The sequence below is a fragment of the Streptomyces sp. R11 genome (genome assembly GCF_041051905.1).
Lineage (GTDB): Bacteria > Actinomycetota > Actinomycetes > Streptomycetales > Streptomycetaceae > Streptomyces.
The window spans coordinates 6,387,402-6,407,271 of the sequence record NZ_CP163432.1 but is presented as its reverse complement, the minus strand read 5'-3'; the positions used below and the strand labels follow the sequence as shown (position 1 = coordinate 6,407,271).

At 70.3% G+C, this 19,870-nt stretch carries 20 protein-coding genes; 5 read left to right on the top strand and 15 right to left on the bottom strand.

Annotation, left to right across the window (positions count from 1 at the left end; translation table 11 throughout):
* Window positions 1-9: 9 nt before the first annotated feature.
* Genes AB5J55_RS29655 through AB5J55_RS29645 form a run of 3 tightly spaced genes read right to left on the bottom strand, consistent with a single transcriptional unit; the run spans window position 10 to window position 2,322 of the window.
* Complete coding sequence (locus AB5J55_RS29655) at window positions 10-1,017, bottom strand: methionine synthase (RefSeq protein ID WP_369273559.1); 1,008 nt, start codon at window positions 1,015-1,017, stop codon at window positions 10-12.
* 48 nt (window positions 1,018-1,065) lie between these two features.
* Entirely contained in the window at window positions 1,066-1,755 is a 690-nt protein-coding gene (locus tag AB5J55_RS29650; RefSeq protein ID WP_369273557.1) for an SDR family oxidoreductase, read from the bottom strand.
* Window positions 1,756-1,782: 27 nt separating this feature from the next.
* Complete coding sequence (locus AB5J55_RS29645; RefSeq protein WP_328879048.1) at window positions 1,783-2,322, bottom strand: TIGR00730 family Rossman fold protein; 540 nt, start codon at window positions 2,320-2,322, stop codon at window positions 1,783-1,785.
* Window positions 2,323-2,372: 50 nt separating this feature from the next.
* Here AB5J55_RS29645 and AB5J55_RS29640 point away from each other — a divergent pair, with 50 nt between their 5' ends.
* Window positions 2,373-2,696 carry a DUF427 domain-containing protein gene (locus AB5J55_RS29640; protein WP_328423150.1) on the top strand — a complete coding sequence of 108 codons (324 nt, stop codon included), beginning with the start codon at window positions 2,373-2,375 and terminating at the stop codon, window positions 2,694-2,696.
* Between the two features lie 37 nt (window positions 2,697-2,733).
* Window positions 2,734-3,513: an alpha/beta fold hydrolase gene (locus AB5J55_RS29635; RefSeq protein ID WP_369273556.1), complete on the top strand. Its 780-nt coding sequence runs from the start codon at window positions 2,734-2,736 to the stop codon at window positions 3,511-3,513.
* A 61-nt stretch (window positions 3,514-3,574) separates the two neighbouring features.
* Here the strand turns inward: AB5J55_RS29635 and mnmA are convergent, their stop codons facing one another.
* Window positions 3,575-4,705 carry a tRNA 2-thiouridine(34) synthase MnmA gene (gene mnmA, locus AB5J55_RS29630; RefSeq protein WP_369273555.1) on the bottom strand — a complete coding sequence of 377 codons (1,131 nt, stop codon included), beginning with the start codon at window positions 4,703-4,705 and terminating at the stop codon, window positions 3,575-3,577.
* Between the two features lie 60 nt (window positions 4,706-4,765).
* Here mnmA and AB5J55_RS29625 point away from each other — a divergent pair, with 60 nt between their 5' ends.
* A complete protein-coding gene (locus AB5J55_RS29625; protein WP_369273554.1) occupies window positions 4,766-5,443 on the top strand; it encodes an N-acetylmuramoyl-L-alanine amidase in 678 nt (225 codons plus the stop codon).
* 51 nt (window positions 5,444-5,494) lie between these two features.
* Here AB5J55_RS29625 and AB5J55_RS29620 read toward each other — a convergent pair whose 3' ends face one another.
* The 3 genes from AB5J55_RS29620 to AB5J55_RS29610 all read right to left on the bottom strand — a co-directional run bounded on the left by AB5J55_RS29620 (window position 5,495) and on the right by AB5J55_RS29610 (window position 7,954).
* On the bottom strand, window positions 5,495-6,670 hold the full coding sequence (locus AB5J55_RS29620) for a cysteine desulfurase family protein (RefSeq protein WP_369273553.1): 1,176 nt from the start codon (window positions 6,668-6,670) through the stop codon (window positions 5,495-5,497).
* 797 nt (window positions 6,671-7,467) lie between these two features.
* Complete coding sequence (locus AB5J55_RS29615) at window positions 7,468-7,740, bottom strand: DUF4190 domain-containing protein (RefSeq protein WP_369273552.1); 273 nt, start codon at window positions 7,738-7,740, stop codon at window positions 7,468-7,470.
* 61 nt (window positions 7,741-7,801) lie between these two features.
* Window positions 7,802-7,954, bottom strand: a complete 153-nt coding sequence (locus AB5J55_RS29610; protein WP_328879055.1) for a hypothetical protein — start codon at window positions 7,952-7,954, stop codon at window positions 7,802-7,804.
* Window positions 7,955-8,101: 147 nt separating this feature from the next.
* Here AB5J55_RS29610 and AB5J55_RS29605 point away from each other — a divergent pair, with 147 nt between their 5' ends.
* Complete coding sequence (locus AB5J55_RS29605; RefSeq protein ID WP_369273551.1) at window positions 8,102-8,728, top strand: TetR family transcriptional regulator; 627 nt, start codon at window positions 8,102-8,104, stop codon at window positions 8,726-8,728.
* A gap of 752 nt (window positions 8,729-9,480) precedes the next feature.
* Here AB5J55_RS29605 and AB5J55_RS29600 read toward each other — a convergent pair.
* A complete protein-coding gene (locus AB5J55_RS29600; protein ID WP_369273550.1) occupies window positions 9,481-10,344 on the bottom strand; it encodes a thioesterase family protein in 864 nt (287 codons plus the stop codon).
* 168 nt (window positions 10,345-10,512) lie between these two features.
* Here AB5J55_RS29600 and AB5J55_RS29595 point away from each other — a divergent pair, with 168 nt between their 5' ends.
* Entirely contained in the window at window positions 10,513-11,751 is a 1,239-nt protein-coding gene (locus tag AB5J55_RS29595) for an alpha/beta hydrolase (RefSeq protein WP_369273549.1), read from the top strand.
* Here the strand turns inward: AB5J55_RS29595 and AB5J55_RS29590 are convergent.
* The 7 genes from AB5J55_RS29590 to AB5J55_RS29560 form a co-directional block, all read right to left on the bottom strand.
* Window positions 11,660-12,316 carry a trimeric intracellular cation channel family protein gene (locus AB5J55_RS29590; protein WP_328423170.1) on the bottom strand — a complete coding sequence of 219 codons (657 nt, stop codon included), beginning with the start codon at window positions 12,314-12,316 and terminating at the stop codon, window positions 11,660-11,662. The genes AB5J55_RS29595 and AB5J55_RS29590 overlap by 92 nt on opposite strands.
* A 63-nt stretch (window positions 12,317-12,379) precedes the next feature.
* Window positions 12,380-13,726, bottom strand: a complete 1,347-nt coding sequence (locus tag AB5J55_RS29585; RefSeq protein WP_369273548.1) for an ABC transporter ATP-binding protein — start codon at window positions 13,724-13,726, stop codon at window positions 12,380-12,382.
* The gene (locus AB5J55_RS29580; RefSeq protein ID WP_369273547.1) at window positions 13,723-14,820 is read right to left on the bottom strand and encodes an ABC transporter ATP-binding protein; all 1,098 of its coding nucleotides are present in this window, start codon (window positions 14,818-14,820) and stop codon (window positions 13,723-13,725) included. Before AB5J55_RS29580 ends, AB5J55_RS29585 begins: the two co-directional genes overlap by 4 nt.
* Entirely contained in the window at window positions 14,817-15,824 is a 1,008-nt protein-coding gene (locus tag AB5J55_RS29575; RefSeq protein WP_369273546.1) for an ABC transporter permease, read from the bottom strand. The genes AB5J55_RS29580 and AB5J55_RS29575 overlap by 4 nt, the downstream gene beginning before the upstream one ends.
* A 69-nt stretch (window positions 15,825-15,893) precedes the next feature.
* Window positions 15,894-17,666 (bottom strand): ABC transporter substrate-binding protein, encoded by a 1,773-nt coding sequence (locus tag AB5J55_RS29570; RefSeq protein ID WP_369273545.1) that lies wholly within the window; start codon window positions 17,664-17,666, stop codon window positions 15,894-15,896.
* 35 nt (window positions 17,667-17,701) lie between these two features.
* Window positions 17,702-18,700, bottom strand: a complete 999-nt coding sequence (locus tag AB5J55_RS29565; protein WP_328423180.1) for an ABC transporter permease — start codon at window positions 18,698-18,700, stop codon at window positions 17,702-17,704.
* Between the two features lie 362 nt (window positions 18,701-19,062).
* Window positions 19,063-19,863: an enhanced serine sensitivity protein SseB C-terminal domain-containing protein gene (locus tag AB5J55_RS29560; protein WP_369273544.1), complete on the bottom strand. Its 801-nt coding sequence runs from the start codon at window positions 19,861-19,863 to the stop codon at window positions 19,063-19,065.
* Window positions 19,864-19,870: the final 7 nt, after the last annotated feature.

The following is a 19,870-nucleotide window of genomic DNA, read 5'->3' as shown; positions in this document are numbered from 1 at the left end:
GTCCTCCCGTTACTCTGGGTTGTCCGCGAGGGATCTCGCCGCCCGGGCGCAGTGCGCGAGTGCCTTGCGCGCGTACTCCGGGGAGGCCCCCGCGAGTCCGCACGACGGCGTGACCGTGACCGCCTCCGCGAGAAGCCCCGGTGACAGCCCCAGCCTGCGCCACAACGTCCTGACACCCATGACGCTACCGGCAGGGTCTGACAATGGGCCGTCCGTGCCCGGGACGACACCTGCGAAGAGCCGGGTGCCCCCTTCCACGGCCTCGCCGATCGCATCGTCGTCACGTTCGGTGAGGAGCGAGAAGTCGAAGGAGACCGCTGCCGCGCCCGCCCGGCGCAGCAGGGCGAACGGGACGTCCGGTGCGCATGAGTGGACCACGACGGGGCCGTCGCCGTGAACCCCGACGACGTCGCGGAGGGTGGCCTCGACGATCTGCCGGTCCACGGCACGGTGGGTCCGGTAGCCACTGGCGGACTTCACCTGCCCGCGCAGCGCGGCGACGAGCGAGGGCTCGTCGAGCTGGAGGACGAGCTGGGCGCCGGGTACACGGCGCCGGACCTCCTCCAGGTGCTGCCGCAGCCCCTCGGCGAGCGAGGCGGCGAGGTCGCGGCAGGCGCCGGCGTCGGAGAGAGCGACCTCGCCGTTCCTCAGCTCCAGGGCCGCGGCCAGGGTCCAGGGCCCGACGGCCTGGACCTTGAGCAGCCCCTCGTGTCCCTGGGTGAACTCCTCCAGCGCGTCGAGGTCCTCCCCCAGCCACGACCTCGCCCGCCTGGTGTCCCGCCCCGGCCGGTCCCCGATCCGCCATCCGCTGGGCTCCACCCGCGCGTACAGCTCGACGAGCATCCCCGCGGTCCGCCCGATCATGTCAGCGCCGGGGCCGCGGGCGGGCAGCTCGGCGAGGAACGGGAAGTCCTCGAAGGACCCGGTGACGGTCTTGGCGGCCTCACGGGCGTCGCCACCGGGCATGGAGCCCACGCCGGTGGCGGGGGCGAAGGTGGACTGGCTGTTGTCACTCACGTGGACAGCGTATGTAACGCGCGCCGCCGGCTTCACCGGCGAGCCGCGTCACCGTCCCGGCCGTACCGTCAGGTCGTTGACCTCCGCGTCCCTCGGGAGGTCCAGGGCCATCAGGATCGTCGTGGCGACCGACTCGGGGTCGATCCACTGCGACTCGTCGTACTCCTTGCCCTCCTGCTGGTGGACCTTCGCCTGCATCGGGCTGGCGGTGCGGCCCGGGTAGACGGACGTGACCCGGACGCCGTTGTCGTGCTCCTCGTTGCGCAGGGAGTCGGCCAGGGCCTTCAGACCGTGCTTGGACGCGGCGTACGCGGACCACTCGGCACTCGCGCGCAGGCCCGCGCCCGAGTTCACGAAGATCACATGGCCGCGGGCGGTGCGGAGTTGGGGAAGGAAGTGGCGGGTCAGTTCCGCCGGGGCGATCAGGTTGACGTTCAGCTGATGGCGCCAGGACTTCGGGGTCAGGTCGCCCACCGCGCCGAGGTCCACGACCCCGGCGATGTGGAGCAGGGAGTCCACCCGGCCCGGGAGCGTCTGGTGGGAGAAGGCCCAGGACAGCTTGTCCGGGTCCGCCAGGTCGCCGACCAGCGTCTTCGCGCCCGGGAACTCCGCCGCCAGCTCCTTCGCGCGGCCCGCGTCGCGCGCGTGGAGGACGAGATCGTCCCCGCGCGTGTGCAGACGGCGGGCGACGGCCGCGCCGATGCCGGAGCCCGCTCCGGTGATCACATGTGTAGCCATGCCCGCCATGCTCGCATCAGTGCCCGGTCACTCCACTCCCTGGCTCTCCTCCAGGTACGCCAGCGCCCCCACCGGCTCCTCCGCGAAGAACACCAGGTCGGTCAGGGGGCGGGGCAGGAAGCCCTCGTCGTCCATGCGGCGGAACTGCTCTTTCAGGCCGTCGTAGAAGCCCGCGGTGTTGAGCAGGACGACCGGCTTGTCCGTGTGGCCGTGCTTCTTCAGCTCCAGGATCTCCGTCGCCTCGTCGAGGGTCCCGGTGCCGCCGACCATGATCACCACCGCGTCGGCCTTCTCCAGCAGCAGCTTCTTGCGCTCGGCCAGGTCCTTCGCGATCACCATCTCGTCGACGCCCGGGCGGACCTTGGAGGCCAGGAACTGCACGGAGACCCCGACCAGCCGGCCGCCCGCCTCCTGCACCCCGTCGGCGACCACCTTCATCAGCCCGACGTCGGAGCCGCCCCACACGAGCGTGTGCCCGCCCTTGCCCAGCAGTTTCGCGAACTCGCGCGCGGGTCGCGTGTAACGGTCGTCGAGGTCGGCGGCGGAGAGGAAGACACAGATACGCATGCAGTCACCGTACGCGGGAAGAACCGGGGGCCCGCGAGCGCTTTTCCGATATGGCTCAAGGACACACGATCACGATCGAGCAGGGCACCCGACGCGTGCGGGTCGTCCACGGCGACCAGATCCTGGCTGAATCCGACCGCCCTCTCCTCCTGCGGGAAACGGGCTGTCCCGTGCGCTACTACATCCCGCCCGAGGACGTACGCCTGGACCTGCTGACGCCCTCCGAGACACACTCCTACTGCCCGTTCAAGGGAACAGCCTCCTACTGGTCGCTGCCCGACGCGGCGGACCTCGTCTGGGCCTACCCGGACCCCAAGCCGGACGTGGCCGAGATCAAGGACCACCTGTGCTTCTACGAAGTCGAGGTGTCGTAAACGATTAGGGCCGTCCCATACGGCAATCTCCACAGGCATGGACAAGAACACCATTTCGCACGACGGCACCTCCATCGCGTACCAGAGCAGCGGGCAGGGGCCGGCGGTGATCCTGGTCAGTGGGGCGATGTCCACCGGGGCCACTGTCGCGCCGCTGGCCGTACCCCTCGCGGATCGCTTCAGAGTCGTCTCGTACGACCGTCGGGGGCGCGGCGAGAGCGGTGACACTCAGCCGTACGCGGTGGAGCGCGAGGTCGAGGATCTTGCCGCGCTGATCGAGGCGGTGGGTGGCGAGGCGGCGCTCTACGGTGTCTCGTCGGGCGGCGCCCTGGCGCTCGAGGCGGCGGCGAGCGGGCTGCCGGTGCGTCAGGTCGCCGTGTACGAGGTGCCGTTCGCCGTCTACGAGGGCGGCGCCAAGGAGCGCGCGGAGTACACCGAGCGGCTGACCGAGGCGCTGGCGGAAGGCCGACGCGGGGACGCCGTCGAGCTCTTCCTGCGGCTCACGGGCATGGCCGAGCAGATGATCCAGGGTGCCCGCCAGTCGCCCATGTGGCCCGGCCTGGAGACCATCGCGCCGAGTCTGGCGTACGACGACGCCGTGATGGGCGACGGTCTGCTGCCCCGGGACCGGCTGGCCTCGATCGGGGTGCCGGTGCTGGCCGTCGCGGGCGGCGTGAGCCCCGCGTGGATGCTTGAGGCGACGCGGGCCGTCGCGGAGACCGTGCCCGAGGGGACGTACCGGAGCCTGGAGGGGCAGACCCACATGGTGGAGCCGGACGTTCTCGGGCCGGTGCTCGCGGAGTTCTTCGGGGCGTGATCGGGGCCGGGTACGGGCACACGCGTGTGCCGGGAGTTCGGCTCCGCCCGGGTGCCTCGCCTCAGACGGCCGCTGTCGTAGCCCGCACCGTCGACGCGATCGTCGCGGAGCCCACCACGCGCGTGCCGTCGTACAGGACGATCGCCTGGCCGGGGGCCACTCCGCGGACCGGCTCCGTGAAGGTGACCTCCAGGGTGCCGTCGACCAGTTCGGCGCTCACCTCGGTCTCGCCGCCGTGGGCGCGGAGCTGGGCGGTGTAGGTGCCGGGGCCGGTCGGGGCGGTGCCGCACCAGCGGGGCTTGATGGCGGTGAGGGCGCTGACGTCGAGGGAGTCCGCCGGGCCGACCGTCACCGTGTTGTTGACCGGCGAGATGTCGAGGACGTAGCGCGGCTTGCCGTCGGGGGCCGGGGTGCCGATGCGCAGGCCCTTGCGCTGGCCGATGGTGAAGCCGTACGCGCCCTCGTGGGTGCCGAGCTTCGCACCCGTCTCGTCGACGATGTCGCCCTCCGCCTTGCCGAGGCGGTTCGCGAGGAAGCCCTGGGTGTCGCCGTCGGCGATGAAGCAGATGTCGTGCGAGTCCGGCTTCTTCGCGACCGCCAGACCACGGCGCTCGGCCTCCGCGCGGATCTCGTCCTTCGTCGTCAGGGTGTCGCCGAGCGGGAACATCGCGTGCGCGAGCTGCTGCTCGTCCAGGACGCCGAGGACGTACGACTGGTCCTTGGCCATGTCGGAGGCGCGGTGCAGCTCGCGGGTGCCGTCCTCGTTCAGCACGACCGTGGCGTAGTGGCCGGTGCAGACCGCGTCGAAGCCGAGGGCCAGGGCCTTGTCCAGCAGGGCCGCGAACTTGATCTTCTCGTTGCAGCGCAGGCAGGGGTTCGGGGTGCGGCCGGCCTCGTACTCGGCGATGAAGTCCTCGACCACGTCCTCGCGGAAGCGGTCGGCGAGGTCCCACACATAGAACGGGATGCCGATCACGTCCGCGGCGCGGCGGGCGTCGCGGGAGTCCTCGATGGTGCAACAGCCCCGCGCGCCCGTGCGGAAGGATTGGGGGTTCGCGGAGAGCGCGAGATGGACGCCGGTGACGTCATGGCCCGCCTCGGCCGCGCGGGCGGCGGCGACGGCGGAGTCGACCCCGCCGGACATGGCGGCGAGGACACGGAGGGGGCGGGAGGGCTGCGCGGTGTCAGTCATAACCCTTCCAGGGTACGGGGGCGCGGGAACCAGGACCCGCGAGTATCCGTTGACGATCACATGGGACAGCGGAAGGCTCCGAAGGACGGCGACCGGAAGGTCGGCCGGCGCGCGTTGCTGATCGGTGGGGCAGTGGCGGCGGCTGGCTCGGCCGTGCTGGCCCGCGACGAGCTCGCGCGGTTGTGGTGGCGGGTTCCGGGCGTGGAGAAGCCGCGCAAGGAGGGCGAGGTCGACTACACCGGCGCCCGGTGGGTGGCGGCGTCGGACGCGAACTGGCGGCGCGCGGACCGGCCCGACGACTACGGCATAGACATGGTGATCATCCATGTCACCCAGGGCAGCTTCGACAGCGCGGTGAAGGTGTTCCAGGACCCGGAACACGGTGCGGCCGCGCACTACATCGTCCGCAAGGACGGCCACGTCACGCAGATGATCCGCGAGCTGGACGTGGCGTACCACGCGGGTAATCGCGACTACAACGAGCGCAGTGTCGGCATCGAGCACGAAGGCTTCGTGGAGAGGCCGCAGGACCTCACGGACGAGATGTACGAGGCCTCGGCGCGGCTGACGGCCCGGATATGCGCGCGCTATGACATCCCCGTCGACCGCGAGCACATCATCGGGCACGTGGAGGTGCCGGGGACCGATCACACGGATCCCGGGAAGCACTGGGACTGGGACCGGTACATGAAGCTTGTGCGGTCGGCGCGTACGGCGAAGGCAGAGGCGGAGGCGTAGCCGAACCCGGTTGCGCCTCGCCTCTTACGTCTCGCGTCTCGCGTCTCGCGTCTACGTCAGGCCTGCCGCCCGCGCCCGCTCAACGGCCGGGCCGATCGCCTTGGCGACCGCGTCGACGTCGGCCTCCGTGGAGGTGTGGCCGAGGGAGAAGCGGAGGGTGCCGCGAGCCAGGGCGGGGTCGGTGCCGGTGGCCAGGAGGACGTGGCTGGGCTGGGCGACGCCCGCGGTGCAGGCCGAGCCGGTGGAGCACTCGATGCCCTGGGCGTCGAGCAGCAGGAGCAGGGAGTCGCCCTCGCAGCCCGGGAAGGTGAAGTGCGCGTTGGCCGGGAGGCGGCCGCCGGGCGCCGGGTCGCCGCCGAGGATCGCGTCCGGGACGGCGGTACGGACCGCTTCGACCAGGGCGTCGCGCAGGGCACCGATCTCCCGGTCGAACCACTCGCGCTGCTCGGCGGCGAGGCGGCCGGCGACCGCGAAGGAGGCGATGGCGGGGACGTCGAGGGTGCCGGAGCGGACGTGGCGTTCCTGGCCGCCGCCGTGCAGGACCGGGACGGGGGTGTGATCACGGCCGAGGATCAGGGCGCCGATGCCGTACGGACCGCCGATCTTGTGGCCGGAGACCGTCATCGCGGCGAGGCCGGAGGCGGCGAAGTCGACGGGGACCTGGCCGAAGGCCTGGACGGCGTCGGCGTGCAGGGGGATGTCGAACTCCCTTGCCACGTCGGCCAGTTCGCGGATCGGCATGACGGTGCCGATCTCGTTGTTGGCCCACATCACGGTGGCGAGGGCGACGTCGTGGGGGTTGCGGGCGATGGCTTCGCGCAGGGTGTCCGGGTGGACCCGGCCGTGGGAGTCGACCGGGAGGTATTCGACCTCGGCGCCCTCGTGCTCGCCGAGCCAGTGGACCGCGTCGAGGACGGCGTGGTGCTCGACGGGGCTGGCCAGGATGCGGGTCCGGGTACCGGCCGGGTCGGCGTCGCGGCGGGACCAGTACAGGCCCTTGACCGCGAGGTTGTCGGCCTCGGTGCCGCCGGAGGTGAGGACGACCTCGCTGGGGCGGGCGCCGAGCGCTTCCGCGAGGGTCTCGCGGGCCTCCTCGACGGTTCGCCTCGCGCGGCGGCCGGATGCGTGGAGGGAAGAGGCGTTGCCGGTGACGCTCAGGTGGGCGGTCAGGGCCTCTGCCGCCTCCGGGAGCATGGGGGTCGTCGCGGCGTGGTCGAGGTAAGCCATGGTGAGCCCGATTCTACGGGCGCCGCCACGCGGCCTCGTGCCCAGGTTGCCGCGGAGTGTGGCTGGATTGCGCCTTGCCCGCATTCCGGTCGACCTCGGCGGCCACCCACGCGGCGACTGGGTTGCGCCTTGCCCGCGTTCCGGTCGACCTCGGCGGCCACCCACGCGGCGCCACAGCCCGTGCCCACCCGTTCCGCCCTGCGGAACGACTGCCCACGGGGTTGATGGTTCGGCCGACGGCGGTCAGCGCGCGAACCACTCCCAGAGCTCCGGCGGCGCGGTCAGCGGTCGACCCACGGCGCGCGGCGGCCAGCCGGCGGTGGCGCGCGGACGATGGGGGGGGCAGGCAGCGCTCGGTGGTAGGCGACGGCGGGCGGCGGAGCGCGCGAAACACTCACGCAGTCCCGGCAGCTGGGCCGGCGGACGGCAGTCAGCGGGCGGATCTTGCCGGTCGGCCGCGGCGGGCGGCGGGCGGCGGGCAACCGACGGGGGGCCGCAGGCAGCACGCGAACCGCTCCCGCAGCACCGGCGGCTGGGCCGGCGGACGGCAGTCAGCGGGCGGATCTTGCCGGTCGGCCGCGGCGGGCGGCGGGCGGCGGGCGGCGGGCGGCGGGCGGCGGGCAACCGACGGCGGGCCGCAGGCAGCACGCGAACCGCTCCCGCAGCACCGGCGGCTTGGTCAGCGGGCCGTGCCCGTCAGCCGACGGCAGTCAGCAGGCGCCCGGCGGGCCGTCCGCGGCTGCGGCTCGCCCCAAGCCGCTTTGCCGTCGGATTCGGGTGCCGACCGTCCGGAACTCCTAGAAGCTCCAGGACAGCGTGTTGTCCACCTGCACGAAGGCCAGCAGGACCAGCAGGTCGGCGACGCCCAGGCCCATGCCCAGGTAGGCGCGGCCCCTGCGCTCGGTGCCTCGCCACAGGGACACCGCGGCCAGGACGATCGCGGTCGGGCCGAGGAAGAGGTTGAAGACGAGGAGGCCGAGGAGGCCGAGGATGAAGGACGCCACGGCCATGCCGTCGGCGTCGCGGGTGCGGCTGCCGTGGCGCGTGGTGGCCGGTGCGGTGAGGTGCATGGGGTGTCAGCTCCCGAGAAGTCGGTTCGGATGACGAAGTCGATTCGGACGACGGGGTCAGTCAGTTGCGGCGGGCGTGACGCTCGCGGGCGGCGAAGATGCCCAGCCAGACGGCGATCACGGCGGCGGCAACGGCGGTGAAGGCGAGCGGTGCGTGGGCCACGGTGCCCAGCAGTACGCCCAGCAGCAGGAGCGCGGCGACGAGGAACAGCATGGTTGGAGCCCCCTTCGAGATCCCTCTCGCTGGAGATCTCTCTCGTTACGTTTCGGTGAACAGTTGTAGTAACAGTTGTTCACTGACTCCAAGTCTAGCGCGCCGCACGGCTTTTCAATTCCAGAGAACAGTTGTTAACTGCATGGTATGAGTCACACCTTCGGTATCCGGCAGGCCCAGAAGCAGAAGACCCGCCAGTCCCTCCTGGACGCGGCGCTCGCCCTGCTCGAGGAGCAGAGCCTGAGCAGCCTGGGCCTGCGCGAGGTCACCCGTGCCGTCGGCGTCGCCCCCACCGCCTTCTACCGGCACTTCCGCTCCACCGCCGACCTCGGAGTCGCCCTCGTGGAGGAGGCGCTGGGCAGTCTGCACCCCATGATCCGCACGATCGTCAGCTCCGCCGGCGACAGCGACCAACGCATAGAACGCGCCGTCGACCTGATCGCCCGGCATGTCGACACCCATCCTGCCCATGTCCGCTTCATCGCCCGGGAGCGGCACGGCGGCGTGCAGTCGGTGCGGGAGGCGATCCAGGACCAACTGGCCCGTTTCGCCGAGGAGGTGAAGGTCGCGCTCACCAAGGACCCGGTCTCCGCGGGCTGGAACGACGACGACCTCCTCATGCTCGCCAACCTCTACGTCGACCAGATGCTGATGACGGCCTCGCTGTTCCTGGATGCCCTGGAGGCCCCGGAGGACGAGCGGCGGCGCGTCGCCCAGGTCGCCACCCGCCAGATGCGGTTGATCAGCATCGGCCGGGAGCACTGGCTGGACTGAGGACCGGGGATCGGCACAACGGGGCAGGGGCGGCACCCCCGTTCACCGGGAGTGCCGCCCCTGCCGTAAGGCTCGTACGGCGTCCGTACGGCGTCCGTACGGCGTCCTACGTCAACTCTTGGTCGCCGTCGCCGCCACACTCGGCACCCCGCTGGGAGCCACCCCGCCGCCGGGACCACCACAGCCACCCTGACCCCCGCCGGGGCCACCCTGCCCGCCACCGGGGCCGCCACTGGGCGCCCCGCTCGGCGCGCCCGCCGGTGCACCGGAAGGCGCACCCGGCGGCTGCGCGGCCGGGGCGCCCGACGGTGCACCGGAAGGCGCACCCGACGCAGCCCCACTCGGCTGCCGGCACGACGACTGCAGCTGCCCGGAGTTGTCGCTGTTCGACGTCGACGACGACGAGTCGCCTGACCCGCAGGCCGCCAGGGCCAGGGGCGAGAGCGCCAGCAGGGCCGCGGCGGGGAGGAGACGCGCACGCTTCATGAGAGACAGCTCCAAGGAAGATGAGGAAACTGAGGAAGTCCTGGGCGGGCACTCAACCCACGCTGCTTAGGGCTCCCTTGAGGCCCGGCTGTCGAGGGCCTGTGCGCCGGGCAAAGCGCACCTCAACACACGTCGCTGACCTGCGAATTCCCTTGGAGACTCAGCCAACTCGCTGATACAGGGCCGTGACACGGCGGAGCCGGATCACGGCGGAGCCGGATCACGGCGCGGCCGCGCGCACCCGGCCCCGCATCACCAGGCCCGCTTCAGCCGAGCCGCACCCTCGCCAGCTGCCTCGACTGCGCCACCAACCGGTCCGCGCTGTCCCACACTTCCGCGTCCTCCTCCAGGAAGCCGCCGGCGAGGTTGCGGGTGGTGATGGACACGCGGAGGGGGCCCGGGGCCGGGCGGCAGCGGATGTGGACGGTCAGTTCGACCGTCGGGACCCAGCCGGAGATGCCGATCTCGAAGGCCGTCGGGGGCAGCGCGTCGACGGCCAGGAGCAGGGAGAGGGGGTCGGCGTCGCGGCCGTCCGCGAGGCCGAACCAGGCCCGCATCTCGCCCTTGCCCGAGGGCTGGCCGAGTGCCCAGCCGAGGGTGGACGGGTCGAGCTTGAGCATGAGGCGGTCGGCGATGGCCGAGCTGCCGTCGACGGGGGCGGGACCGTCCTCGGGGCCGAAGCAGTGGTCCATCGGCGGGATCGCGGGCGGCTCGGCCGTCGTACGGACGTCGTCGGGGAGGGCGCCGAGGTCGCCGTAGGAGGCGAGGACGCGGATGCGTTCCACCTCGCGGCCCTGCTCGTCGTACTGGAAGAGCGAGGCCTGGCCGGTCGACAGGGTCCGCCCGGTGCGCACCACGTCCGTGCGGACGACCGCCGGGCCCGGCTGGGACGCGGTGAGGTAGTGCGCGGAGATGGTGAACGGGTCGCCGTGCGGGAGCGCGTCCGCGAGGGCGCGGCCGAGGACGGCCAGCAGATAGCCGCCGTTGACGGCGCTGATGATCGTCCAGCCGGCGGACAGGTCGATGTCGTAGACGCCGGGCTCGCGCAGGGTCAGCGCGGTGTCGCGGTCGAACTCGCTGTCGCCGATCACGGCCCGCGGGGCCGTCGGGGCAGAGGCTGCTTCTGGCATGGATGAACGGTACAACAGCTAACTACTAAGCGGTAGCTTTTTCTCCTGGGGAGGGCTCACACCCGTTCCCGCAAGGGCGCACACCTGTCGGACGAGATGTGCGCAACTTTTCGGCAAGTGCCCCGGCTCGCCCGAAACCCGAAGCCCGCTCCACCCCTCTATGAGGACATGAGTCTCACCGGGACCCCGTTCCTCTACACGCTGATCGCGCTGTGCGTCGTCGCCGTCGCGCTGCCGCTGGTTCTGTGGTCGCGAGTGCGCGGGCCCAAGGTCGTGCGGGGCGCCGCCCGGGTGCTGATGCTGCTGTTCGCCCAGGCCACGGCGGTCGCCCTGGTCTTCACCATGGTCAACAACTCCAACCAGCTGTACGACAGTTGGGGCGATCTCCTCGGCACCAGCGACCATGTGCACGAGGCCGCCGACCTCGGGGCGAGCGGCACCGGCGGGATCGCGCTGGAGAAGCTGCCCAAGGTGCGGCAGACGTTCAAGCCGGCCAAGGGGCCGGGCATGCGCGCGGAGGGCGGGGTGCTCGTCACGCACCTCAAGGGCCGGGTCTCCGGAGTGCACGCCGAGGTCAACGTCTGGCTGCCGCCGCAGTACGACGAGCCCGCGTACCGCAATCACCGGTTCCCGGTCGTCGAGGTGCTGCCGGGCTTCCCGGGCTCGTCGAAGGCCTGGTACGGGACGATGGACGCGCCCCAGCAGCTGGCGCCGCTGATGCGCAGCGGGCAGGTCGAGCCGTTCATCATCGTCTCGCCGCGCACCTCGCTGCTGCCCGGCGTGGACACCGGCTGCGCGAACATCCCGGGCAAGGTGAACGCCGACAGCTGGCTCAGCGTCGACGTGCCGAGGATGGTCATGGACAACTTCCGCGCCCAGGCCGCGCCGGACGGCTGGGCCGTCGCCGGGTACTCGGCGGGCGGGCACTGCGCGGCCAAGCTCGCCGTCGCCCACCCCGACCGCTACCGGGCCGCGGTCAGCCTGTCCGGCTACAACGACCCCGTCGCCGTACCCCAGTCGCTCGCCGCCAAGTCACCCGCGCTGCGGGCCGCCAACAACCCGTACGTCCTGCTCAAGAAGTCCCGTGTCCCGCCGCGCGTGGCGCTCTACCTCTCCGGTCAGCCGAAGGACGGGTACGAGGCGGCCATGGCCGTCGAGCGGGCCGCGAAGGCGCCGACGACCGTGGACGTGGTGTTCATCCCGAGCAGTGCGGGCGGTCACACCATGGCGTTGTGGAAGCCGCAGGTGGTCCCGGCGTTCCGCTGGCTGAGCGAGGTGATGGGGCCCCGGCAGCAGGCCCGTACGGAGCCGGGGGCTACTCCTCTCGCACCGTCGACCGCCGGTTCCAGGCCCGCGGAGCTCGCCAGTGGAACCGCATCGCGAGCAGCCGCAGCACGAAGGCCGTGACGGCCGCGAGGGTGCTGGTGAGCGGGGTCAGGGCGTCGTAGTGGATGCACAGGACGGTCATCGTGGCGCCGACGATCGCCGGGACCGCGTACAGGTCTCGGTCCCAGCGCAGCAGTGACGGCACCTCGTTGGCGAGGACGTCACGCAGCACACCGCCGCCCACTGCGGTCGCAAGGCCCAGGGCGACGGAGGCGGTGAGGTTGAGGCCGTAGTCGTACGCTTTCGTCGTCCCGGCGACGCAGAACAGGCCGAGGCCCGCCGCGTCGAAGACGTTCACGCCGGTCTGGATGCGCTCCACGTGCGGGTGGAGGAAGAAGACGAGCAGCGCGGCGAGCAGCGGGGTGAGGAAGTACCCCAGGTCCGTGAAGGCGGCCGGCGGTACGGCGCCGATGACCACGTCCCGGAACAGCCCGCCGCCCAGGGCGGTGACCTCGGCGAGGACGGCGATGCCGAAGACGTCGAAGTTCTTGCGGACCGCCAGCAGCGCGCCGGAGATGGCGAAGACGAAGATGCCGATCAGGTCGAGCGTGTGCTGGACGGACGGGCTGAACAGTTGCTGGAGCACCCGCACATTCTCGCTCAGCGCAAGGCCCCCGCCTTGCAAAGGAAGGCGGGGGCCCGGGCTGGGTTACTTCTTTTCGTCCGGAGTTTCCGCGGAGGACTCCGCAGAAGCCTCGGCATCGGGGGCCTCGTCGGAAGCCTCGTCCGCCGGTGCCTCCTCGGAAGCCGCAGCCGCCGGTGCCCCCTTGGCAACCGGAGGCGCCGCCGGTGCCTCCTTGGCGACCGGAGCCGCCGCCGGTGCCTCCTTGGCGACCGGAGCCGCCGCCGGTGCCTCCTTGGCGACCGGAGCGTCGGCGGTCTGCTCCGCCGGCACCAGCTCCGCGGCCTCCTTGGCCACGGTCAGCAGCACCGTGTCCTGCGGCTGCTGGTCCTCGAAGTTCTCCGGGTGGTGGCAGGCCACCCGCTGGCCGGGCCTCAGCTCCAGCAGCGGCGGCTCCGTGGTCCGGCAGATCTCCGTGGCCTTCCAGCACCGCGTGTGGAAGCGGCAGCCGCTCGGCGGGGAGATCGGCGAGGGCACGTCGCCGCGCAGCAGGATGCGCTCGCTCTTGGCACCCCGGCGCTTGGGGTCCGGCACCGGCACGGCCGACATCAGGGCCTTGGTGTACGGGTGCATCGGCGCCTCGTACAGCGAGGTGCGGTCGGCGAGCTCGACGATCTTGCCGAGGTACATCACCGCGATCCGGTCCGAGACGTGCCGGACGACGGACAGGTCGTGAGCGATGATCACGTACGTGAGGCCGAGCTCCTCCTGGAGGTCGTCCATCAGGTTCACGACCTGGGCCTGGATCGACACGTCCAGCGCGGACACCGGCTCGTCCGCCACTACCAGCTTCGGCTTCAGGGCGAGCGCCCGGGCGATGCCGATGCGCTGGCGCTGACCGCCGGAGAACTCGTGCGGGTAGCGGTTGTAGTGCTCGGGGCTCAGACCCACCAGCTCCAGGAGCCGCTGGACCTCCTTCTTCACCCCGCCCTCGGGCTCGACGCCCTGGAGCCGGAACGGCGCCGAGACGATGCCGCCGATGGTGTGCCGGGGGTTCAGGGAGCCGTACGGGTCCTGGAAGATCATCTGGATGTCCCGCCGCAGCGGACGCATCCCGGCCGTGCTCAGCCGCGTGATGTCCTGGCCCTCGAAGTGGATCGAGCCGCCCGTCGGGTCCTGGAGCCGCGTGATGACCCGGCCCATGGTCGACTTGCCGCAGCCGGACTCGCCGACCACGCCGAGGGTCTCGCCCTTGCGCACCTCGAAGTCGATGCCGTCGACCGCCTTGACCGCGCCGACCTGACGCTGGAGGACGCCCTTGCGGATCGGGAAGTGCTTCTGCAGGCCCTCGACCTTGAGCAGCACCTCGCGCTCCGCGGCGGGAGCCGACGCCTGCGCCGGGACGGCCGCGTCCGATTTCTTCGTCTCACTCACAGCTTCGGCGCAATCTCTTCGGTCCAGATCCGCGTACGGTCCTCCGCCGAGAGGTGGCACGCGGAGAAGTGTCCGCTGCCGACCGGCTGGAGGTCCGGGCGCACGGTACGGGTGACATCGCCCTTGGGGATGTCCGCGTACGGGCAGCGGGGATGGAAGGCGCAGCCCGAGGGGACGTTGATGAGGCTCGGCGGCTGGCCCTTGACGGGGATGAGCCGTTCGGAGGTCTCGCGGTCGATGCGCGGCATCGAGCCGAGCAGGCCCCAGGTGTACGGGTGTTGCGGCCGCTCGAAGACGTCGTCGACGCTGCCGCGCTCCACACACCGGCCGCCGTACATCACGAGGACGTCGTCGGCGATCTCGGCGACCACGCCGAGGTCGTGGGTGATGAGGACGACCGCGGAGCCGAACTCCTTCTGCAGGTCCCGGATGAGGTCGAGGATCTGCGCCTGGACGGTCACGTCGAGGGCGGTCGTCGGCTCGTCCGCGATGAGCAGTTCGGGGTTGTTGACCAGCGCCATGGCGATCATCGCGCGCTGGCGCATACCGCCGGAGAACTCGTGCGGGTAGCTGTCGACGCGCTTGCCGGGCTCGGGGATGCCGACCCGGTCGAGCATCTCGACGGCACGCTTGCGCGCGGTCTTCTTGTTGACGTTGTGGTGGACCCGGTAGGCCTCCACGATCTGGTTGCCGATCGTGTAGTACGGGTGCATCGCGGACAGCGGGTCCTGGAAGATCATCGCCATCTCGCGGCCGCGCAGCCGGCGCACCTCGTCCGGGTCGGCGGAGATCAGCTCCTTGCCGCCGAGCCAGATCTCGCCCGACATCTGGACGTTCTTGCCGCGTGCCCCGAGCCGGTGCAGGCCCATGATCGCCAGCGAGGTGACGGACTTGCCGGAGCCCGACTCGCCCACGATGCAGAGGGTCTTGCCCTTCTCCACCTGGAAGGTGAGCCCGTCGACGGACTTGACCAGGCCGTCGTCGGTGGGGAAGTGCACCTTGAGGTCGCGGACCGAGAGGAAGGCGTCGGAACCGTTCGAGGGTGAGCTGGTCGGCTCGCCCACGGCGGCACCGGTCTTGGAGAGTTCGGTCACGAGAGCCTCACGCGCGGGTCGGCGGCAGCGTAGAGCAGGTCCACCAGGAGATTTGCGATCACGACGAAGAGGGCGGCCAGCAGGGTGACGCCGAGGATCGGGGGCAGGTCGTTGTCGGTGATGCCCTGCACCGCGTACTGGCCGATGCCGGGCAGCGAGAACACGGTCTCCGTGATCACGGCGCCGCCGAGCAGCAGGCCCAGGTCCATGCCGAAGACGGTGATGATCGGGGTCAGTGCGGCCCGCAGCCCGTGCCGGGCCACGACCTTGCGCTCACGCAGGCCCTTGGCGCGGGCGGTGCGGATGAAGTCCTCGTTCATCGTCTCCAGCATGCCCGAGCGGGTGAGCCGCGCGTAAATGGCGGAGTACAGCAGGGCGAGCGAACACCAGGCCGGGAAGAGCGTGTTGGCCCACTGCGCCGGATTCTCGGTGAACGGCACGTAGGTGCGGCCGAAGATCGGCCACTGGAAGGTGAAGAGCAGCAGCGCCAGGTTGCCCGTGAAGAACATGGGCAGCGAGACGCCGGCGAGCGCGACACCCATGAACGTGCGGTCGAAGAAGCTGCGGGGCTTGAGCGCGGAGATCACGCCGATCAGCACACCGGACACCAGCCACAGCACGGCCGCACCGGCAGCCAGCGAGAGGGTCACCGGAAGGCGCGAGGTGAGCTGCGGCCAGACCTCGACGTGGTTCTTGAAGGAGTAGCCGAAGCACGGCGCGTTGCAGTGCGCCGTGGTGGGGCCCAGGTCATAGGTGGCGCCGGCCACGATCCCCTTGATGAAGTGCCAGTACTGGACGTACAGGGGCTGGTCCAGACCGAGGTTCTGCTTGACCGCGGCGATGTCGGCCTTCGTCGGGCTCTTTCCGATGTACTGCTGCGCGAGCTGGTCGGCGGTCTGACCGGCCATCCGTGGCAGCAGGAAGAAGATCGCGAAGGTGACCGCGGTGACGACCAGCAGCAGGATCACTGCCGCGAGCGTCCGACGGAGGATGTACGAGATCACGGGGACCGGCGCTGGTGCCCGCGGGCCGCGAAGCCCGCGGGCACCAATGCCTTCACCTGCCTTCCGGGGCTACTTCTTGGTCGTGCCGATGTTGAGGTAGTCGTACTGACCGCTGAAGGCCGCCGTGGACACCAGGTTGGTGAAGTTGGCGGGGCGGTAGAGCAGGACCTTGAAGTAGGTCAGCGGGACGAGAGCAGCCTGGTCCATCGCACGCTTGTCGATCTCGGCGTACAGGCTGTTGCGCTCGGTGTCGCTCTCGGTCGCGATCGCCTTCTCCAGCATCTCGTTGATCTGCTTGTCATTGATGTAGGAGAGGTTGGTGTTGCCGGACGCACCGATCGCGTCACCGTGCAGGATCTGCTGGAGGAAGCCGTAGCCGGACGGCCAGTCGGCACCCCACTGCATCATGTGCAGACCGATGTTCTGCTTCTTGTCGAAGGTCGGCACACCCGCGTAGTCGGTGAAGTACTTGCCCGACGGGTACTGCTTGAGGGTGGCGTTGATGCCGGCCTTCTTCAGCGAGGCGATGATCGCGGTGGCCGCGTCGATCTCCTGCGGACGGTCGCTGCGCGCCGAGATGTTGGTGCTGATGGTCGACTTGCCGCAGGCCTTCAGCTGCTCCTTGGCCTTGGCGACGTCGCCCTTGTTGCCCTCGGTGGCGTAGACGTCCGCCTTCTGGTAGCCAGGGATGTCCGGCGGAAGGACGGTCGTGGCGATGTCACCGCGGATCGGGCCGCCCTCGGCGGTCTGCACGGAGACCTTGTCGATGGCGTACTGGACGGCCTTGCGGCACTCGACCTTGTCGAACGGCGCGACCTGGGTGTTGATCGCCATGTAGACCAGACGGCCACCGTAGGTGTTGTCGGTGTTCGCCTTCAGGTCCGCGTTGTTGACGACCTTGGCCTGCGTCGCGGCCTGGACGCCACCGCCGCCGAGGTCGATCGCCGTACCGGCCTGGACGTCCTGGTCGATCGTCTCGGCGTTGACCTTGAGCTTGACGACGATCTTGTCCGGGTACTGCTTGCGCAGCGGGTCCGTCTTGGCGTCCCAGTTCTCGTTGCGGACGAGGACGGCCTGCTTGCCCTCGTCGTAGCTCTCGAACTTGTACGAGCCCGAGGACACGATGCTCTTGACGTAGTCGATGCCCTTGTCCTTGGCCTTGGGCACCGGAGCCGTCTGCGGCGTCGCGACCAGGTAGTCGAACTCCTGGAAGGCGCGGTTCAGCTTGAAGACGACCGTGGTGTCGTCCGGGGTCTCGATGGACGCGAGGCCCTTGTCGCTCTTGTCCTTGTACGGGCCCTTGTACTTGTCGCCGCCCTCGAGGAACTGCTGGAAGTAGTTCGGGCCGAGGGAGAGCACGTCACGAGCGAAGTTGGAGCGCTCGACGGCGTACTTGACGTCCTTCGAGGTGATGGCGGTGCCGTCCTCGTACTTCAGGCCCGAACGCAGCTTGTACGTCCAGGTCTTGCCGCCGTCGCTCGGCACGCCCGGGCTGGCCGCGAGGTCCGGGACCAGCTCGTTGCCGGCCTCGCCCGGGGCGGGCTTGAACGTCATCAGCGGGCGCGCGTAGAGCCGGCTGAGGTTGTACATGTACGCGTAGTACGTGTTGCCGGGGTCGAAGGAGTCCGGGACGTCCGAGTACTCGTACGTGACCGTCCCACCCTTCTGGGTGGAGGCGTTGACGACACCCTTGGTCGCTGCGTTGGCCCCAGCCGACTTGTTTCCGTTGTTGTCCGAGTTGTCATCGGCCTTGCTGCAAGCCGAAAGCAGCAAGCTCGCACTGCCGATGGCCGCTACCGCGGCCAGCGCTGACCTTCGCATGATGGTCTGCTTCCCCTCCATTGTTGGAATTTTGGGACTCTCGCTGCGGCCGCAGATCAGCGGCTGCGCGGGTCGAGAGCGTCACGGAGACCGTCGCCCAGCAGGTTGAATGCCAGGACGGTCACGAAGATGGCGAGACCGGGCACGATCATGAACTGCGGGTCGACCTGGTAGTAGTCGACCGCCTGGTTGATCATGCCGCCCCACGAAGCCTGCGGGGGCTGGATGCCGACGCCGAGGAAGCTCAGGGACGCCTCGAAGAGGATGTTGGTCGGGATGAGCAGCGTCGAGTAGACGATGATCGGACCCACGAGGTTCGGCAGCAGCTCCCGGAAGAGGATGTACGGCCCCTTGGCCCCCATCCCCCGCGAGGCGTCGACGAACTCCCGCTCGCGCAGGGCCAGTGTCTGGCCCCGGACGATGCGGCCCAGATAGGGCCAGTTGAAGAAGCCGATGACGAAGATCAGCACACTGATGTGCAGCGGCAGGCCTTCCAGGCCGAAGGCACCGCCCTGCAGGGTGGCGGAGATGGCGATCGCGAACAGCAGGAGAGGGAACGCCAGGAAGGTGTCCATCAGACGGCTGATGATCGTGTCGACGCGTCCGCCGTAGTAACCGGCCACGACGCCGAGGACGGCGCCGATCGTGTTGGACAGGATCGTGGCGCCGAAGGCGACGACCAGCGAGACCCAGGAGCCCTCCAGGATGCGGGTGGCGATGTCCCGGCCGAACTTCGGCTCCACACCGAGCGGGTGCTCCCAGCTCATGCCGCCGAAGTCACCCTTGGGCAGCGACGTGTTGGGGTCGATCAGATCCTGGTTCAGCGCGTTGGGGTCCAGGCCGAACATCGCCTGGATGGGGCGGGAGAGGATCGCGAGCAGGATCAGCAGGATCACGATGACCCCGCCGGCCACAGCCACCTTGTCCTTCTTGAACCGGGACCAGGCGATCTGGCCGAGGGAACGCCCCTCGATCTGGCTCTTCTCGACGCCGGAGAGAACGGCCTCGGGCTGCGCTCCGGCCTCCGCTCCGGTTGTCTCGATCGGTGCGGTCACAGTGAGATTGACCCCTCTCGGCCGGCGGTTGCCGACCCCCCTGGCTGCCGCTGTAGCGGTTGCTTCCACTCGTACACAGGACCGACCGGCCCGTGTCTTGCCGGGAGTCTTCAACGCTTTGGCGATCTGTTGCCAGAGCTGACGGGGAAAGGATGCGCAACCGTGATGCTGTCTGAGGGGTTCCGTTATCCGAACAGTGGGTATCGGCCGTCGGACGGGGGCTAGTTGGGGCGTATGAGGGCGGACCGGGACCTTCCGATCGCATCTACGCGCGGAGATCGACCTGGGAAACCGCAGTCGAAGACCCTTTGCACCTACGACAGTCGGGTTGCCGACTGATCAGCAGGTTAGCCGATGCATGATCAGTAACGGCCCTGTGCCGGTGGGTAGCCGTAGCCGGCCGCCGGTGCCTGCGCGGGGGCGGCGACGTGTGCCTCGCGGTCGTAGAACGGGCGGGCGCTCGCTCTCATCCACATGGCGACCGGGTCGTCCTCGTCGGACATCGCCACGGTCGAGACCGGCAGCCCGTCCGGGACCGCGCCGATCGACTGCGACATCATCGAGCGCACCGAGTCGACCGCGGGCGGGCTGGTGTCGTACACGTCGAGCCCGATGGCGAGATACGGCGCGCCGAGCGCCGGCTGCACCCAGGCGCGGCGCAGCGAGCGGACCGCCGGGGTGCGGTGGGCGTTCTGCGCGAGCAGGGCGTAGAACTGCGGGACCTCGATGCCGGGTTCCGACAGGCTCAGCGGGCCGGCGGGCTGGCGGTCCAGGCCGGTGGCGATGCGGCGCAGATCGAGCCACGGGATGCCGACGCCGCCGCCGGGGGCGTGCGGGTTGAGCCAGAGGCCGTAGTGGTCCGGGTAGAGGGTGCGGGCCACGTCGACTCCGTCGACGACTTCGTAGCTGCGGTTCCAGCCGCTGGCGGACAGCTCCTGGGCGGAGGTGACGCACGGGGCGTAGCCGTAGCCCTCGACGTCCATGTTTCCGTACTGGGCGTCCGGGGAGCCGCCCTGGCCGTGCCACAGCAGCATCCAGACCTGGCCGGAGGACGGGGTCGCGAGCGCGCGCAGGAGGGCCTCGTAGGCGTCGTAGCGCCCGGGCGTAACCTGGCGCAGCATGTGCTCGACCTGTCCGGTCGAGGTGGTGCCGCTCGCGCTCACCTTTTAC

Coding starts and splice junctions, on each gene's coding strand:
- AB5J55_RS29625 (WP_369273554.1), top strand. CDS start 4,766: ATGGGACAGCGGAAGGCTCCGAAGGACGGCGACCGGAAGGTCGGCCGG.
- AB5J55_RS29635 (WP_369273556.1), top strand. CDS start 2,734: ATGGACAAGAACACCATTTCGCACGACGGCACCTCCATCGCGTACCAG.
- AB5J55_RS29605 (WP_369273551.1), top strand. CDS start 8,102: ATGAGTCACACCTTCGGTATCCGGCAGGCCCAGAAGCAGAAGACCCGC.
- AB5J55_RS29600 (WP_369273550.1), bottom strand. CDS start 10,344: ATGCCAGAAGCAGCCTCTGCCCCGACGGCCCCGCGGGCCGTGATCGGC.
- mnmA (WP_369273555.1), bottom strand. CDS start 4,705: ATGACTGACACCGCGCAGCCCTCCCGCCCCCTCCGTGTCCTCGCCGCC.
- AB5J55_RS29610 (WP_328879055.1), bottom strand. CDS start 7,954: ATGCTGTTCCTCGTCGCCGCGCTCCTGCTGCTGGGCGTACTGCTGGGC.
- AB5J55_RS29615 (WP_369273552.1), bottom strand. CDS start 7,740: ATGCACCTCACCGCACCGGCCACCACGCGCCACGGCAGCCGCACCCGC.
- AB5J55_RS29640 (WP_328423150.1), top strand. CDS start 2,373: ATGGCTCAAGGACACACGATCACGATCGAGCAGGGCACCCGACGCGTG.
- AB5J55_RS29650 (WP_369273557.1), bottom strand. CDS start 1,755: ATGGCTACACATGTGATCACCGGAGCGGGCTCCGGCATCGGCGCGGCC.
- AB5J55_RS29570 (WP_369273545.1), bottom strand. CDS start 17,666: ATGGAGGGGAAGCAGACCATCATGCGAAGGTCAGCGCTGGCCGCGGTA.
- AB5J55_RS29620 (WP_369273553.1), bottom strand. CDS start 6,670: ATGGCTTACCTCGACCACGCCGCGACGACCCCCATGCTCCCGGAGGCG.
- AB5J55_RS29645 (WP_328879048.1), bottom strand. CDS start 2,322: ATGCGTATCTGTGTCTTCCTCTCCGCCGCCGACCTCGACGACCGTTAC.
- AB5J55_RS29595 (WP_369273549.1), top strand. CDS start 10,513: ATGAGTCTCACCGGGACCCCGTTCCTCTACACGCTGATCGCGCTGTGC.